The sequence below is a fragment of the Klebsiella sp. GB_Kp056 genome (assembly GCF_040064755.1).
In the GTDB taxonomy this organism is placed as follows: Bacteria; Pseudomonadota; Gammaproteobacteria; order Enterobacterales; family Enterobacteriaceae; genus Klebsiella; species Klebsiella quasipneumoniae.
Genome location: NZ_JBEAJA010000003.1, coordinates 1 through 15,790, shown reverse-complemented (window position 1 = coordinate 15,790; position 15,790 = coordinate 1). Strand labels below are relative to the sequence as shown.

Annotated in this window: 16 protein-coding genes and 4 tRNA genes; 13 read left to right on the top strand and 7 right to left on the bottom strand. The window is 59.2% G+C overall.

Going from position 1 to position 15,790, the window contains the following annotated elements:
* From gutQ to ABLV52_RS00255, 7 genes are all read right to left on the bottom strand, one after another.
* The coding region (gene gutQ / locus ABLV52_RS00285) for an arabinose-5-phosphate isomerase GutQ (RefSeq protein WP_348889855.1) at nt 1–823 on the bottom strand (823 nt) is incomplete at its 3' end.
* The gene (locus ABLV52_RS00280; RefSeq protein ID WP_004205671.1) at nt 816–1,589 is read right to left on the bottom strand and encodes a DNA-binding transcriptional repressor; all 774 of its coding nucleotides are present in this window, start codon (nt 1,587–1,589) and stop codon (nt 816–818) included. The genes gutQ and ABLV52_RS00280, both read right to left, overlap by 8 nt.
* 66 nt (nt 1,590–1,655) lie before the next feature.
* Nucleotides 1,656–2,015 carry a transcriptional regulator GutM gene (gene gutM, locus ABLV52_RS00275; RefSeq protein ID WP_101978707.1) on the bottom strand — a complete coding sequence of 120 codons (360 nt, stop codon included), beginning with the start codon at nt 2,013–2,015 and terminating at the stop codon, nt 1,656–1,658.
* A gap of 157 nt (nt 2,016–2,172) precedes the next feature.
* Nucleotides 2,173–2,952, bottom strand: coding sequence for a sorbitol-6-phosphate dehydrogenase (gene srlD, locus ABLV52_RS00270; RefSeq protein WP_002914815.1), 780 nt, complete (start codon nt 2,950–2,952; stop codon nt 2,173–2,175).
* A gap of 12 nt (nt 2,953–2,964) precedes the next feature.
* Nucleotides 2,965–3,327: a PTS glucitol/sorbitol transporter subunit IIA gene (srlB, locus tag ABLV52_RS00265; protein ID WP_023290772.1), complete on the bottom strand. Its 363-nt coding sequence runs from the start codon at nt 3,325–3,327 to the stop codon at nt 2,965–2,967.
* Nucleotides 3,328–3,340: 13 nt separating this feature from the next.
* Complete coding sequence (locus tag ABLV52_RS00260) at nt 3,341–4,321, bottom strand: PTS glucitol/sorbitol transporter subunit IIB (protein WP_032453820.1); 981 nt, start codon at nt 4,319–4,321, stop codon at nt 3,341–3,343.
* A complete protein-coding gene (locus ABLV52_RS00255) occupies nt 4,318–4,881 on the bottom strand; it encodes a PTS glucitol/sorbitol transporter subunit IIC (protein WP_348889854.1) in 564 nt (187 codons plus the stop codon). The genes ABLV52_RS00260 and ABLV52_RS00255 overlap by 4 nt, the downstream gene beginning before the upstream one ends.
* A 277-nt stretch (nt 4,882–5,158) precedes the next feature.
* Between ABLV52_RS00255 and mltB the strand changes: the two genes are divergently transcribed.
* The 13 genes from mltB (at nt 5,159) to ABLV52_RS00190 (ending at nt 15,789) form a co-directional block, all read left to right on the top strand.
* On the top strand, nt 5,159–6,238 hold the full coding sequence (gene mltB / locus ABLV52_RS00250; RefSeq protein WP_023290770.1) for a lytic murein transglycosylase B: 1,080 nt from the start codon (nt 5,159–5,161) through the stop codon (nt 6,236–6,238).
* Between the two features lie 324 nt (nt 6,239–6,562).
* A complete protein-coding gene (locus tag ABLV52_RS00245; protein WP_072413489.1) occupies nt 6,563–7,273 on the top strand; it encodes an ATP-binding cassette domain-containing protein in 711 nt (236 codons plus the stop codon).
* A complete protein-coding gene (locus tag ABLV52_RS00240) occupies nt 7,270–8,133 on the top strand; it encodes a metal ABC transporter permease (RefSeq protein ID WP_023290767.1) in 864 nt (287 codons plus the stop codon). Before ABLV52_RS00245 ends, ABLV52_RS00240 begins: the two co-directional genes overlap by 4 nt.
* A gap of 7 nt (nt 8,134–8,140) precedes the next feature.
* Nucleotides 8,141–9,019 carry a metal ABC transporter substrate-binding protein gene (locus ABLV52_RS00235; RefSeq protein WP_032453816.1) on the top strand — a complete coding sequence of 293 codons (879 nt, stop codon included), beginning with the start codon at nt 8,141–8,143 and terminating at the stop codon, nt 9,017–9,019.
* Nucleotides 9,020–9,157: 138 nt separating this feature from the next.
* Nucleotides 9,158–9,655, top strand: coding sequence for a nicotinamide-nucleotide amidase (gene pncC, locus ABLV52_RS00230; RefSeq protein ID WP_032453814.1), 498 nt, complete (start codon nt 9,158–9,160; stop codon nt 9,653–9,655).
* Between the two features lie 90 nt (nt 9,656–9,745).
* On the top strand, nt 9,746–10,804 hold the full coding sequence (gene recA / locus ABLV52_RS00225; protein WP_004205686.1) for a recombinase RecA: 1,059 nt from the start codon (nt 9,746–9,748) through the stop codon (nt 10,802–10,804).
* 70 nt (nt 10,805–10,874) lie between these two features.
* Nucleotides 10,875–11,375 (top strand): recombination regulator RecX, encoded by a 501-nt coding sequence (recX, locus tag ABLV52_RS00220; RefSeq protein ID WP_023290764.1) that lies wholly within the window; start codon nt 10,875–10,877, stop codon nt 11,373–11,375.
* Nucleotides 11,376–11,625: 250 nt separating this feature from the next.
* Nucleotides 11,626–14,253 (top strand): alanine--tRNA ligase, encoded by a 2,628-nt coding sequence (gene alaS, locus ABLV52_RS00215; RefSeq protein WP_032453813.1) that lies wholly within the window; start codon nt 11,626–11,628, stop codon nt 14,251–14,253.
* A 363-nt stretch (nt 14,254–14,616) separates the two neighbouring features.
* Nucleotides 14,617–14,802 carry a carbon storage regulator CsrA gene (gene csrA, locus ABLV52_RS00210; protein ID WP_000906486.1) on the top strand — a complete coding sequence of 62 codons (186 nt, stop codon included), beginning with the start codon at nt 14,617–14,619 and terminating at the stop codon, nt 14,800–14,802.
* Nucleotides 14,803–15,123: 321 nt separating this feature from the next.
* A tRNA-Ser gene (locus tag ABLV52_RS00205) sits at nt 15,124–15,216 on the top strand.
* 4 nt (nt 15,217–15,220) lie between these two features.
* Nucleotides 15,221–15,297: transfer RNA gene (locus ABLV52_RS00200), tRNA-Arg, on the top strand.
* A gap of 150 nt (nt 15,298–15,447) precedes the next feature.
* A tRNA-Arg gene (locus ABLV52_RS00195) sits at nt 15,448–15,524 on the top strand.
* Nucleotides 15,525–15,712: 188 nt separating this feature from the next.
* Nucleotides 15,713–15,789, top strand: a tRNA-Arg gene (locus ABLV52_RS00190).
* The last annotated feature ends 1 nt before the right edge of the window (nt 15,790 follow it).

Below are 15,790 nucleotides of genomic sequence, written 5' to 3'. Positions count from 1 at the left end.
TCACGCCGTTACGGGTCATCGCCTGCGTGACGCCGTCGTTTAAGGTGCCGCCGCCCACCAGCCAGCGGCGCAGGTCGCCGTCGGTGAAGACCCCCTGCACGCGGTTGGCCTCATCGCAGACCGCCACCAGGCCGAGCCCGGTGCGGCTTAGCTCGAGCATCGCGTTCATGACGTTGGCGTCCGTGCCGACGCGCGGCACTTCGTCGTCGCGGCGCATCAGGTGATGCACTTTGTTCAGCAGACGCGCGCCGAGCGCCCCTGCCGGGTGGGAGCGGGCAAAATCCTCTTCATTGAAGCCGCGGGCCTGCATGACCGCCATCGCCAGCGCATCGCCAAGCATCAGGGTGTTGACGGTGCTGGAGGTCGGCGCCAGGTGCATCGGACAGGCCTCTCGCTCGACGGCGATATCCAGCACCGCTTTCGCCGCCAGCGCCAGCGGTGAGGTGGATTTGCCGGTCATCGCCAGCAGCGGGATACCTTTTTCCTCCAGCCGCGGCACGATCAGATCCAGCTCTTTCGCGCTGCCGGAGTAGGAGATAAACAGCATCACGTCGCGGCCGTCGAGCATGCCAAGATCGCCGTGCAGCGCTTCCGCCGGATGGACAAAAAAGGCCGGGGTGCCGGTGCTGGCGAAGGTCGCCGCCAGCTTTTTGCCGATATGACCGGATTTACCGATACCGGAGACAATCAGTTTGCCCTCGCAGTGGATGATGGTTTCCGCCGCGCGGATGAAGTCGTCGCCCAGGCGTTCCGGCAGGCGGCTCGCCTCCTGTAGCTCCAGCATCAGGGTCTGGCGTCCGGCCTCTAACAAAAAGTTACTCATGATGTTCTCCAGTAATGATGACTTCTATGCCTTTGGCTTCCAGCGCCCGCTGGAATGCAGGGTCGATATCGGCATCGGTAATCAATTTATCCACGCGCTCCAGGCCGCAGACGATATTGGGGCTTTTACGGCCAAACTTTGACGAGTCGGCCATCAGGATCACTTCGCGGGCGGCGTTGCACATCGCCTTGCTGACGGTATACACCTCATTGAAGGTGGTGACGCCGGCGTTCAGATCGATGCCGTCGGTGCCCATAAACAGCTTGTCGAAACTGAACTGTTCGAAGGCGTTTTCCGCCAGCTGGCCGTGAAAGGAGGCCGATTTTTTGCGGAAGGTGCCGCCGGGCATCAGGATAGTCTGTTCATTATCCAGTTCGGCAAGGGCGTTGACGATATGCAGGCTGTTGGTCATCACCGTGATGTTATTGAAGCGGCTGAGCAGTGGGACCATCTGCAGCACCGTGCTGCCGGCATCGAGGATGAGGGAGTCGCCATCATGAATAAAGCGCACCGCCGCTTCGGCGATGCGCGCTTTCTTATGGGTGTTGATCAGCGTTTTATGATCGATCGGCGGATCGGCTTCATCTTTGTTGAGTACCACGCCACCGTAGGTGCGAATGACGGTGCCGGCGTTTTCCAGCGTGACCAGATCCTTGCGGATGGTGGTGCCGGTAGTATCGAAGTGTTGCGCCAGCTCTTCGACCGAGCATTTTCCCTGCGACTGCAGGAACTCGAGAATGGCTGCCTGGCGCTGACGTGGTTTCATAGGCGTCTATCCTGCGTTTAAGTTTCGAAGTGATAATTTCGCAAGATATTTACTTTTACAACGAAATTATCCATGTTTCGGATTAAGCGCTAATGATAGTGCATTCTGACAGCGCGGATCATGGGGAAAGATCACATCAGGCTGCAATTCCCCAATATGTTTGCCATCCAGCGTGGGGATTTTTTGCGGTCGGGCGAAAATGGTGAAGCCTTTCATCAGCAGCGTGTCGCAAATGCGGTTGTCATCATCAACGGCGATAGCGACGATGGCGCGCGGTTGAAAGCGCCCGGCGGAGCGGCCGACCCCCACCCGACCCTGCTGGCACAGGCTGTCGAAGGCGCGATTGAAGCGGCGGATCTGCCAGCCGCCGAAGGCCAGTTGGGTAAGCCAGGCGATGGCGGCGACGGTGATGAGTGCGGTAACCATAGGTGTCTCCTTAAGGGGGCCGGGAACAACCCGGGTCGCGGCGCGAGCGTCTAACCCGAGCGACCCGCGGCGCCGTATTTTTGTCGGGTGGCGGCTAACGCCTTACCCGACCTACCGTTTTGTAGCCCGGATAAGCGCGGCGCCATCCGGGATCCCTTTAAAACATCACCTGGCCGCCAGTAACGTTGATCGACTGACCGGTGCAGTACGACGCCTGTGGGCTGGCGTAAAACATCAGGACGTTCAGCACATCCTGATATTCGCAACCGCGCTTCAGGGGCACCTTGTCGATGTAGTACTGCTCGACCTCGCTCTCATCGATACCGAGCTTGGTGGCGTACTGCGGCAGCAGCGACTGGAACATCGGCGACTTCAGCAGATTGCCGAGCATCAGTGAGTGTACGGTAATGCCGTACTCCGCCAGATCCAGCGCCAGCGACTGGGTCAGGCCGACGCCGCCGAACTTCGCCGCGCTGTAGCCGGAGTTGTGCTTGCTGCCCACTTTGCCGGATTTCGAGTTGATCTGAATGATGCGTCCCTTAATGCCGTCGCGGATCATCAGCCGGGAAAACTCGCGGGCGCAGAGGAAGTAGCCCACCAGATTGACCTGCAGCGAGCGGTCGAAATCCCCCAGCGCAAAGTCGCTAATAAACGCCGCTTTAGCGATGCCGGCGCTGTACACCAGCAGATCGACACGCGAGAAAATCTCATCCACTCCGTGGGCCAGCGCGGTGACGCTGGCCTCGCTGGTGGCGTCGGCGCCGAAGCCATACGCCATGCCTTCGCCATATTCAGCGTTAATCTCCTGGGCGACCCGGCTGGCTTTTTCGCTCTGAATATCGACCACCGCCACGCGGTAGCCCTCGGCGGCCAGCCCGCGGCACAGAAACTCTCCTAAGGTTTGTCCACCGCCAATGACAACAGCAACCTGATTCATCTTTCTCTCCTGTTAAGCAACAAATTTCAGTACGCAGCCGGTGGCGATGCCTTCCGGCACCGGGCCCGCCACGTGCACGGTTCCGGGGAATTCCGCTTCGCGGTGACCATCAAAGCGCAGGGTGATGTGGCCCAGCTCGCGCAGGTTTTGTTCGGCGACCTCGCCGACGGCGGTCACCGGGTAGCGCAGCTCGCCAAGCTGCAGCTCTGCGCCCGGCTGCAGCGCGCCGGCAAGCTCGCCGTGGTTGTGAATAAAGCAGTACTCTTCGATATCGGCAGGGGCGCCTTCGCGGAAGGTGATCAGCATCTGCTCCTCCAGCGCCATCGTCGCGCTGGCGCCGATATGGGTAATGGTGGTCTGGTAAATCACGGTCATCTTCTGGCCCCTCTTACTGGTAAATAAATCCGGAAACGAACCACGCGATCAGCACCGTTGGCGCGCCGGTCAAAAAGCGGCTGACCAGCACCGACGGCACGCCGACGCGCACGGTATCCTGGCGGGCTTCAGCCAGCGACAGGCCTACCGGGATAAAATCGCAGGCGGCCTGGGCGTTAATGGCGAACAGCGCCGGCAGGGCGAGGTGCGGGGGAATATTGCCGAGGCCGATCTGAACGCCGATCAGTACGCCAATCACCTGGGCGATAACCGCGCCGGGGCCGAGAAACGGCGACAGCAGCGGGAAGGAGCAGATCAGCGCCAGGGTCACCAGACCCAGCGGATGGCTGGCCAGCGGCGCCAGGCCATGGGCGATCCAGTCGCCGATGCCGGAGGCCATGATGATGCCGATCAGCGCCGAGACGAAGGCCATAAACGGCAGGATGGTCTTCAGCACCGTATCGATGGTGTCGCGCCCGGCCTGGAACAGCACCGCCACCACCGAGCCCATCCCCATCCCGACCTTCGCCAGCAGGCCATCGCTCTGTTCAGTGATCTTTTTGCTGGCGTCGTAATCGCGACCCGCGCGGTTGTTCTCCGCCGGCGGCTCGGGAGCTACCGCGCTGTCGGTCGCGATGCGCTGAATGTTCTCCTCTTTGACGCCGGAGACGTAGATATCTTCTGTGATGTACTGGGCCAGCGGCCCCGATTTGCCGGTGGCATGGATATTCACCGTCGGGATACGACGCTTGGGGTAGAGCCCGCAGCGCAGGGTGCCTCCGCAGTCGATAATCGCCACGCCGATGTCGCTTTCCGCCGGTTCGCCCTCTTTAAAACCGTCCACCGCCTGCCAGCCGGTCAGGCTGGCGATGCGGTCAACGATCGCCGGGCGGGTGCCGGCGGTGATATAGACGATCTTTTTGCCCTCGACGACGTCGAGCTCAAGGGGGCCGCCCCAGCCGCCGGTGCCTTTCTCAATACGAATCCGGGTCATGATGTCGCTCCTGACAGATGCACTTTCTGAGCCAGCTGAATCGCCATTTTTCGTTCGAAAATCGAGGTGGTCAGGTCGGTGACCCAGCCGCGGGAGAAGTTGGTCACCAGCCCGACCAGCAGATAGCTCACCGCCAGCGGCCCAAGCGGCAGGCCGAGGGTGGTGAGGCCGTTGGCGATGCCGAGATAGACGAACAGCTCGCCGGGGTTGATATGCGGAAACAGGCCGTTCATCGAGTGGCAGCTGTAGGACGCCGCCGCGTAATAGCTGGGCTTGTACTTCTCTGGCATAAAGCGGCCCAGGCTCAGGGTCATCGGGTTACAAAACACAAAGGTGCCGATGCAGGGCAACAGCAGGTAGCGGGAGATCGGGTTCCCGGCGCAGCGCTGCGCCAGTTTTTCGATCCGCTGCTGGCCGATAAAGTTGATCAGCGCGTTCATGATCACCAGCAGACTGATCAGCAAGGGGAGGATCCCGGTCACCATTCCGGTAAATACCTCGCCGCCTTTCTGAAACAGGCCGATAAACCACTCTGCGCCGTGGGTCACGACGTCAATCATTGTTCTCTCCTTCAGCATGTTATTTTTCTTGCTAACTGCAGGCTGATTTTAATCACTTTGAAAGGTTTTAAAGTGTTAAATAGATCGCAAAATGAAAGATAAATATTTTATTTCGAAAGATTAACGCTGAGTGGATGAAATCACGAGGCGCATGACAGCATCCAGGAAGGGGGGCGGTGAAGGACTATTTTGTCTACAAACAGATTGTCGCTTTCTTGTTGGTCGTCGCATGCTTTACCATAATTATCCCTTGCTGAATTTGTTAAACGGAATTCCCATGTTGAAGCGTCGCTCTCTGGCTGTACTTCCCCTTTGTGTGCTCCTCGCTGCCTGCAGCAGCAAACCCAAGACTCCCGCGGAAACGGAGATGGCGAGTGGAACCGGCGGCTTTTTGCTGGAACCGCAGCATAACGTGATGCAGATGGGCGGCGACTTCGCCAACAACCCGGCAGCGGCGCAGTTCATCGATAAGATGGTGGCGAAGCACGGCTTCGACAGGCAGCAGCTGCAGGAGATCCTGTCGCAGGCGAAGCGTCTGGACTACGTTCTGCGGCTGATGGATCGTCAGGCGCCGACCGGCCTGCCGCCGACCGGGCCGACCGGCGCCTGGCTGCGCTACAAGAAACAGTTTATTACCCCGGATAACGTGCAGAACGGCGTGGTGTTCTGGAATCAGTATCAGGACGCGCTCAACCGCGCTTATCAGGTCTACGGCGTACCGCCGGAAATCATTGTCGGCATTATCGGCGTGGAGACCCGTTGGGGCCGGGTGATGGGCAAAACCCGCATCCTCGACGCGCTGGCGACCCTGTCGTTTAACTATCCGCGCCGTGCAGAATACTTCTCCTCCGAGCTGGAAACCTTCCTGCTGATGGCGCGCAGCGAAAGCGACGACCCGCTGGATCTCAAAGGCTCTTTCGCCGGGGCGATGGGTTATGGCCAGTTTATGCCGTCCTCCTATAAGCAATACGCGGTGGACTTTAACGGCGACGGCCATATCAACCTGTGGGACCCGGTGGATGCGATCGGCAGCGTGGCCAACTACTTCAAACAGCACGGCTGGGTGAGCGGCGATCTGGTGGCGGTGCAGGCGCTGGGCCAGGCGCCGGGGCTGGAGAATGGTTTCAAAACCAAATACAGCGTTTCGCAGCTGTCGGCGGCGGGATTAACCCCGACCCAGCCGCTGGGCAACCATCAGCAGGCCAGCCTGCTGCGCCTGGACGTCGGCACCGGCTATGAGTACTGGTACGGGTTGCCTAACTTCTACACCATCACCCGCTACAACCACAGCACCCACTACGCCATGGCCGTCTGGCAGCTTGGCCTGGCGGTTTCTCAGGCCCGCGGCGGTTATTAATACTGTCATCCGGCTGACCGATCCCGAGCCTCCCCGGATAGCGGCGCGTAACGCCTTATCCGGGCTACGGTCTGTTATCCGGTTGGCAGCCCCGGTAAGCGCAGCGCGACCGGGGACTTCTCGTTTATCCTCCTGCTTTTTCCCGTTTGCCTGCCGCTTGTCGACCTTTGTTACATTTCCGCTCACCGACGCTGATTTACAATCTTATTTCGCCTCTGTATTGTTATGTTATAACATTTAATAGGGGTGGGATATGTTCACATCGGTTTTTATGGCATCCGGCGCGGCGCGCCTGGCCATCGCGGGAACGCTGCTGGCGGCGCTATGGCTGGCGACCTGGTGGGCGGTGACGCTGCCATGATTGAACTGGAACAACTGGTAACCGGCTATGGCGGGGTGGCGATCACCCCGCCGCTGAGCGGGATGATATGCCCCGGCAGCCTGACGGCAATCGTTGGCCTCAATGGCTGCGGAAAATCGACCCTGCTGAAAACCCTCGCCGGGTTTCTTCCGCCGGTCAGTGGCTGTCTGCGCTGGCAGGGAAAGCGGCCGGTGATTGGCTGGCTGGCGCAGCGCCATGCCCTCGAGTCGCAGTTTCCTCTCAACGTGCAGGATGTGGTGAGCCAGGGCGCATGGCCCGGCGTGTCGCTGCTGCGCGGTCTGGGCGGCGATACCCGGCGACGCATCGGCGCGGCGCTGGAGCGGGTCGGGCTGGCGAGCCTGGCGAAAACCCCGATCGAAGCGCTCTCCGGCGGTCAGTTTCAGCGCATGCTGTTTGCCCGGGTGCTGGTGCAGCAGGCGCCGCTGGTGATGCTCGACGAGCCCTTCACCGGCATTGATGAAGCGACCAGTCGCGAACTGATGGATTTGATCCTCGACATGCACCGGCAGGGGCAGACCATCCTGGCGGTGCTGCATGATAACCAGCGGGTAGCCGACTTTTTCCCGGAGACGCTGCTGCTGACCCCCCGGCGCGCCTGCTGGGGCGCCACCCGGGCGGTTCTCCCGGCCTTCAGCCAGGCGAGGTCGGCATGATCTGGCACACCTTCTTTCAGCCTTTTATTGAATTCGGCTTTATGCGCCGGGCGCTGGTGGTCTGTCTGGCGCTGTCGCTAAGCACCACCATGCTGGGCGTCTTCCTGCTGCTGCGGCGCATGAGCCTGATGGGCGACGCGCTGTCGCACGCCATTCTCCCCGGCGTGGCGGTGGGCTATCTGCTGAGCGGCATGTCGCTGCTGGCCATGACCCTGGGCGGCTTTGTCGCCGGCATCGCGGTCGCGCTGGTGGCGGGATGGGTGAGCCGGCGGACGCCGTTAAAAGAGGACGCCAGCTTTGCCGGATTTTATCTGGGATCGCTGGCGCTGGGCGTCACCCTGGTGTCGCTGCGCGGCTCCAGCGTCGACCTGCTGCATCTGCTGTTTGGCTCCATTCTGGCGGTGGACCGGGACGCGGCGCTGTTTGTCAGCGGCGTCGCCAGCCTGACGCTGCTGTGCATCGCGCTGTGCTACCGCGGTCTGGTCAGCGAGGCGTTCGACAGCGCCTGGCTGCAGGTGAACCACCGCCGGCTGCCCGCGCTGCTGCATGGGCTTTTTCTGGCGCTGCTGGTGCTTAACCTGGTGGCGGGGTTTCAGGTGCTCGGCACGCTGATGGCGGTAGGGGTGATGATGCTGCCGGCGGTCGCCGCGCGCTGCTGGGCGCGAACGCTGCCGGGCATCCTGCTGCTGGCGGCGCTCTCCGGCGCGCTCTGCGCCTGGCTGGGTTTGAGTCTCTCCTGGGCGGCCAGTCTTCCCGCCGGGCCCGCCATCGTGCTGACCGCCAGCGCGCTGTTTTTTATTTCGCTGTTTTTTGGCACGCGCAGCCGACTGCTGGTCGGCTGGCGCAAATTGATGGGGTAAGGAAATGATGAAACGTAGTGCAATAGTGGTCGCGCTGGCCTTCGGCCTGATGGCGCAGGGGGCGATGGCGAAAACGCTGAATGTGGTAAGCAGTTTTTCGGTGCTGGGTGATATGGTGCAGCAGGTCGGCGGGGAGCATGTTCATGTGGATACCCTGGTCGGCCCGGATGGCGATCCGCACACCTTCGAGCCGTCGCCGAAGGACAGCGCGCTGCTCAGCAAGGCCGACGTGGTGGTGGTTAACGGTCTGGGACTGGAAGGGTGGCTGGATCGCCTGATTAAGGCCTCTGGTTTTAAGGGCGAGCTGGTGGTGGCGTCGAAGGGCGTCAAGACCCATACCCTCGATGAAGATGGCAAAACGGTGACCGATCCCCACGCCTGGAACAGCGCGGCGAACGGCGCGTTGTATGCGCAGAATATCCTCGATGGACTGGTGAAAGCCGACCCGGAAGATCAAGCGGCGCTGACGAACAGCGGCAAGCGTTATATCGAGCAACTGACGGCCCTCGACGGCTGGGCGAAAGGGCAGTTCAGCGCCATTCCGCAGGCAAAGCGCAAAGTTCTCACCAGCCATGACGCCTTCGGCTATTTTGGCCGCGCTTATCACGTGACCTTCCTCGCGCCGCAGGGGCTCTCTTCAGAGAGCGAGGCCAGCGCGGCGCAGGTGGCGGCGCTGATTAAGCAAATCAACGCGGACGGCGTCCATACCTGGTTTATGGAGAACCAGCTTGACCCGCGACTGGTGAAGCAGATCGCCAGCGCCACCGGCGCGCAGCCCGGCGGAGAACTCTATCCTGAGGCGCTCTCCGCCCCGGGTGGCGTCGCGGATAGCTATGTCAAAATGATGCGTCATAACGTGGCGCTGATCGCCGCCAGCATGAAGTAATCGTGCAATTTCTCATCCCGGCGCCGCCGGGATGATTCATTTTGGATGTCCCCTCGTAAATTCCACACCTCGTCCCCATATCTCTGTGGAAAGTGCTATCTTTGATGGCCTCTTTATCCGGAGCAAAGCGGGGCGATAATGACCGATTCAGAATTAATGCAGCTAAGCGAGAAGGTCGGCCGGGCGCTGAAGGCACAGGGCGCGACGGTGACCACGGCGGAATCCTGCACCGGCGGCTGGATAGCGAAAGCCATCACCGATATTGCCGGCAGCTCAGCGTGGTTTGAACGCGGTTTTGTGACCTACAGCAATGAGGCCAAATCGCAAATGATTGGCGTCAGCGAAGCGACGCTGCGGGACAACGGCGCGGTGAGCGAACCGGTGGTGGTGGAGATGGCGATCGGCGCGTTGCGCGCCGCGCGCGCGGACTATGCCATCTCGGTAAGCGGCGTCGCCGGGCCGGATGGCGGCAGCGACGAAAAGCCGGTCGGGACAGTGTGGTTTGGCGTCGCCAGCGTCAGCGGGCAAGGGGTGACGCGGCGGGAATGCTTTGCCGGAGACCGCGAAGCAGTGCGTCGTCAGGCGACGGCCTACGCGCTCAATCTGCTCTGGCAACAATTTCTACAAAAGACTTGATACTGTATGACTATACAGTATAATTGCCTCAACTGAACAAATATTAACGGCGAAGCGAACAGGCTTCACCCTGCATGATTAGGAGTAACAATGGCGATCGACGAAAACAAACAGAAAGCGTTGGCGGCTGCACTGGGCCAGATCGAAAAGCAATTCGGTAAAGGCTCCATCATGCGCCTGGGTGAAGACCGTTCTATGGACGTAGAAACCATCTCCACCGGCTCGCTTTCTCTGGATATCGCGCTGGGCGCCGGCGGTCTGCCAATGGGCCGTATCGTCGAGATCTACGGGCCGGAATCCTCCGGTAAAACCACCCTGACGCTGCAGGTTATCGCCGCAGCGCAGCGCGAAGGTAAAACCTGTGCGTTCATCGATGCGGAACACGCGCTGGATCCGGTCTATGCGCGCAAACTGGGCGTGGATATCGACAACCTGCTGTGTTCTCAGCCGGATACCGGCGAGCAGGCGCTGGAAATCTGTGACGCGCTGGCGCGCTCCGGCGCGGTTGACGTTATCGTCGTCGACTCCGTCGCGGCGCTGACGCCGAAAGCGGAAATCGAAGGCGAAATCGGCGACTCTCACATGGGCCTCGCGGCGCGTATGATGAGCCAGGCGATGCGTAAACTGGCGGGTAACCTGAAGCAGTCCAACACGCTGCTGATCTTTATCAACCAGATCCGTATGAAAATCGGCGTGATGTTCGGTAACCCGGAAACCACCACCGGCGGTAACGCGCTGAAGTTCTATGCCTCCGTGCGTCTGGATATCCGTCGCATCGGCGCGGTGAAAGAGGGCGATAACGTCGTCGGCAGCGAAACCCGCGTCAAAGTAGTGAAGAACAAGATTGCGGCGCCGTTCAAACAGGCTGAATTCCAGATCCTCTACGGCGAAGGCATCAACTTCTTCGGCGAGCTGGTTGACCTCGGCGTGAAAGAGAAGCTGATTGAGAAAGCGGGCGCCTGGTACAGCTACAACGGCGACAAAATTGGTCAGGGTAAAGCGAACGCTATCACCTGGCTGAAAGAGAACCCGGCGGCGGCGAAAGAGATTGAGAAGAAAGTGCGAGAACTGCTGCTCAACAACCAGGACTCTACGCCGGACTTCGCCGTTGACGGCAACGACGCAGAAGAAACGGAACAAGATTTCTGATATCGTCTAACAGAGTGATAAAGGGCTGCTTATGCGGCCCTTTTGCTTTTCTTAGATTATTGAGGTGCCTGTGACTGAACCTTCATCACGCCGATCCGGCTATGCTCGTCTGCTGGACCGCGCTATCCGTATCCTGGCGATGCGCGACCACAGCGAACAGGAGCTGCGGCGCAAACTGGCCGCTCCGGTGATGAGCAAAAACGGCCCCGAGGCGCTGGACGTCACCCCTGAAGAGCTGGAGCAGGTGGTGGCCTGGTGTATCGAAAACCGCTATCTCGACGATAATCGTTTTGTCGGCCAGTTCATCGCCAGCCGGAGCCGCAAAGGCTATGGCCCCGCGCGCATTCGTCAGGAGCTCAGCCAGAAAGGCATTGCGCGCCAGGCCGTTGAACAGGCGATGCGCGAATGCGATATCGACTGGGTGAGCCTTGCCAGGGCGCAGGCGCAGCGTAAATACGGTGAACCGTTACCATCCGCCTTTACTGAAAAAGTGAAAATCCAGCGATTCCTGCTGTACCGTGGCTACCTGATGGAAGATATCCAGGAAATCTGGCGAAATTTTGCAGATTGACCCATCCGGGATTTTACTTCGCCGTAAAGAAAACTTATCTTATTCCCACTTTATTCCGTCGGGCCGCTGGTTGTGACAGTGCAGGCAGCGTCCTGGGCGATTATTCCTTTACACAAAATCATTCAAGCTGCATCAGGGCGGCAAGAGAGACTATCTTCCGCAGCGCACGTCAGTTCGGTGCCGGAAGAGCAAGCGCAGCCAGGACAGAGGCGACTTGAAGGATGACGTGTAGCTTGATTTCAGGATAATTATGAGCAAGAGCACCGCTGAGATCCGTCAGGCGTTTCTCGACTTTTTCCATAGCAAGGGACATCAGGTAGTTGCCAGCAGCTCCCTGGTGCCGCACAACGATCCGACCCTGCTGTTTACCAACGCAGGGATGAACCAGTTCAAGGATGTCTTCCTTGGTCTCGACAAACGTAATTATTCGCGTGCGACCACCGCGCAGCGTTGCGTGCGTGCGGGTGGTAAACACAACGATCTGGAAAACGTCGGTTACACCGCGCGTCACCACACCTTCTTTGAAATGCTGGGCAACTTTAGCTTCGGCGACTACTTCAAGCAGGATGCCATCAAATACGCGTGGGAACTGCTGACCGGTGAGAACTGGTTCGCGCTGCCGAAAGAGAAGCTGTGGGTCACCGTTTACGAGACCGATGACGAAGCATTCGACATCTGGGCCAATGAAGTAGGCGTCCCGCGCGAGCGAATCATCCGCATCGGCGACAACAAAGGCGCGCCGTTTGCTTCAGACAACTTCTGGCAGATGGGCGACACCGGTCCGTGCGGCCCGTGCACCGAAATCTTCTTTGACCACGGCGATCACATCTGGGGCGGCCCTCCGGGAAGCCCGGAAGAAGACGGCGACCGCTACATTGAGATCTGGAACATCGTCTTCATGCAGTTCAACCGTCAGGCTGACGGCACCATGGAGCCGCTGCCGAAGCCGTCCGTCGACACCGGTATGGGCCTGGAGCGTATTGCCGCGGTGCTGCAGCACGTTAACTCCAACTATGACATCGACCTGTTCCGCGATCTGATCGCCAGCGTGGCGAAAGTCACCGGCGCCACCGATCTGACGAACAAGTCGCTGCGCGTTATCGCCGACCACATTCGCTCCTGCGCCTTCCTGATCGCTGACGGGGTTATCCCGTCGAATGAAAACCGCGGCTACGTGCTGCGTCGCATCATTCGCCGCGCGATCCGTCACGGCAACATGCTGGGCGCGAAGGACACTTTCTTCTGGAAACTGGTTGCCCCGCTGATTGCCGTGATGGGCTCCGCCGGCGAAGAGCTGAAGCAGCAGCAGGCTCAGGTTGAGCAGGTGCTGAAAACCGAAGAAGAGCAGTTCGCCCGTACTCTGGAGCGCGGACTGGCGCTGCTGGATGAAGAGCTGTCGAAGCTGAAAGGCGACACCCTGGATGGCGAAACCGCCTTCCGTCTGTACGACACCTACGGCTTCCCGGTCGACCTGACCGCGGACGTCTGCCGCGAGCGCAACATCAAGGTTGACGAAGCCGGCTTTGAGGCCGCCATGGAAGAGCAGCGCCGCCGCGCGCGCGAGTCCAGCGGTTTCGGCGCGGACTACAACGCGATGATCCGCGTTGACGGCGCCTCTGAATTTAAAGGTTACGATCGTCTGGAGCTGAACGGCAAAGTGACGGCGCTGTTTATCGACGGCAAAGCGGTGGATAGCGTCAGCGCGGGTCAGGAAGCCGTGGTGATCCTCGACCAGACCCCGTTCTATGCGGAGTCCGGCGGCCAGGTGGGCGATAAAGGCGAACTGAAAGGCGCGGGCTTCTCTTTCGCGGTCAGCGACACGCAGAAGTACGGCCAGGCCATTGGTCATATCGGTAAAGTCGCCAGCGGCTCCCTGAAAGTGGGCGACGCGGTGCAGGCCGATGTGGACGAGGCTCGCCGTCAGCGTATCCGTCTGAACCACTCCGCGACGCACCTGATGCACGCGGCGCTGCGCCAGGTGCTCGGCACCCATGTGGCGCAGAAAGGCTCGCTGGTCAACGATAAAGCGCTGCGCTTTGACTTCTCGCATTTCGAAGCGATGAAGCCGGAAGAGATTCGTGCAGTGGAAGATCTGGTCAACGCGCAGATCCGTCGTAACCTGGCTATCGAAACCAACATTATGGATATCGATGCCGCGCGCGCATCCGGCGCCATGGCGCTGTTCGGCGAGAAATACGATGACCGCGTCCGCGTGCTGCAGATGGGCGACTTCTCCACCGAACTGTGCGGCGGGACTCACGCGGCGCGTACCGGTGATATCGGCCTGTTCCGCATCACGTCTGAGTCCGGTACCGCCGCTGGCGTGCGCCGTATCGAAGCGGTGACCGGTGAGGGCGCGATAGCCATGCTGCACGCGCAGAGCGATCAGCTCAGCGATATCGCACAACTGCTGAAGGGCGACAGCCACAATCTCGGCGAGAAAGTTCGCGCCGCGCTGGAGCGTACCCGTCAGCTGGAAAAAGAGCTGCAGCAGCTGAAAGAGCAGGCTGCGGCGCAGGAGAGCGCAAACCTCTCCAGCAAAGCGGAAGAGATTAACGGCGTTAAGCTGCTGGTCAGCGAACTGGCCGGCGTGGAGCCGAAGATGCTGCGTACCATGGTTGACGACCTGAAGAACCAGCTGGGTTCGACGGTTGTGGTGTTGGCTACGGTCGCAGACGGTAAAGTTTCCCTGATTGCCGGTGTGTCTAAGGATGTGACAGATCGCGTGAAGGCTGGGGAGCTGGTTGGTATGGTCGCTCAGCAGGTGGGCGGTAAAGGGGGCGGTCGTCCGGATATGGCGCAGGCCGGTGGTACCGATGCGTCTGCTCTCCCTGCAGCGTTAGCCAGTGTGAAAGGCTGGGTCAGCGCAAAACTGTAATAACTATAAGCGCATATACCCTAAATAATTCGAGTTGCAGGAAGGCGGCGACGCAGCGAATCCCCGGGAGCTTACTCAAGTAAGTGACTGGGGGGAGCGAGGAAAGCCAACACACATGCAACCTGAAGTATGACGGGTATAGGTGCCGTAACCTCAGGGAAATGGCACCTTGCGCGAGAAACACCGATAACGATAAAGTCGGGTTGAAATTGTGTATATCGGCTAAACTTAGGTTTAACAGAATGTGATGCCATGACTGCTTATACCGCAAGGTATTTGTCATCGCTTACTTTTTGGCGTTATATGATGGATAATGCCGGGATACGAGAGACCCGACTCTTTTAATCTTTCAAGGAGCAAAGAATGCTGATTCTGACTCGTCGAGTTGGTGAGACCCTCATGATTGGAGATGAGGTCACTGTGACAGTTTTAGGGGTGAAGGGTAACCAGGTTCGTATTGGCGTAAACGCCCCTAAAGAAGTATCTGTTCACCGTGAAGAGATCTACCAGCGTATTCAGGCTGAAAAATCCCAGCAGTCCAGTTACTAAGGTTTCCGCGCCTCGCTGTTCAGTGAGGCGCATCACTTACCGCCGCTTTTTCCCTTTTTCTGTTTTTTCCCCTGCGCCATATCGCTTTTCATCACCCTTTGCTGCTTTGGTCATTTGGCGTTATGCCTGCGTCAGGGCTGATTTCCTGTTGATAAATTGCCCTTTTTGCCGTTTTTGCACGCGAATTGCGTGCGAAGTGTGCAAACGAAAAAAGGTCTCGAAAAAGTGTTTGACTTATAAGTACCAGAAAGTAATATGTGCGCCATCGCAGCGACGAAGAGCAGAAACAAGTTCTTCGAAGCACTCGAAAGAGGCGTGTGTGGTGAGGTGGCCGAGAGGCTGAAGGCGCTCCCCTGCTAAGGGAGTATGCGGTCAAAAGCTGCATCCGGGGTTCGAATCCCCGCCTCACCGCCATTTTGCATCCGTAGCTCAGCTGGATAGAGTACTCGGCTACGAACCGAGCGGTCGGAGGTTCGAATCCTCCCGGATGCACCATCTTCTTTCTGAATGAAGAGAGAAGAACGCTGTGAAAGCAGCGGCCCGCAGTGCGAGGCATAATCGAGTCACTCTACCGATTAGGCCGTCATACTCAGTGTGGCATGTGTTAGTTGTGACACTGACGCGTAGTAAAGCAAGTTTCCCGATGCATCCGTAGCTCAGCTGGATAGAGTACTCGGCTACGAACCGAGCGGTCGGAGGTTCGAATCCTCCCGGATGCACCATATTCTCCTTAGTAACAGCAATATCGTTGTTACATGGTCTGCGAAATTTTCGCCAGCACCAGGGAGGATAACGTTGCGTAAGCAACGGCCCGTAGGGCGAGGCGTAGACGAGCCATCCTCCCGGATGCACCATTCTTGCCTGATTCTGATTATTCAGATGAATTCTGTAGTAAACTAGTTATTCCGATGCATCCGTAGCTCAGCTGGATAGAGTACTCGGCTACGAACCGAGCGGTCGGAGGTTCGAATCCTCCCGGATGCACCAT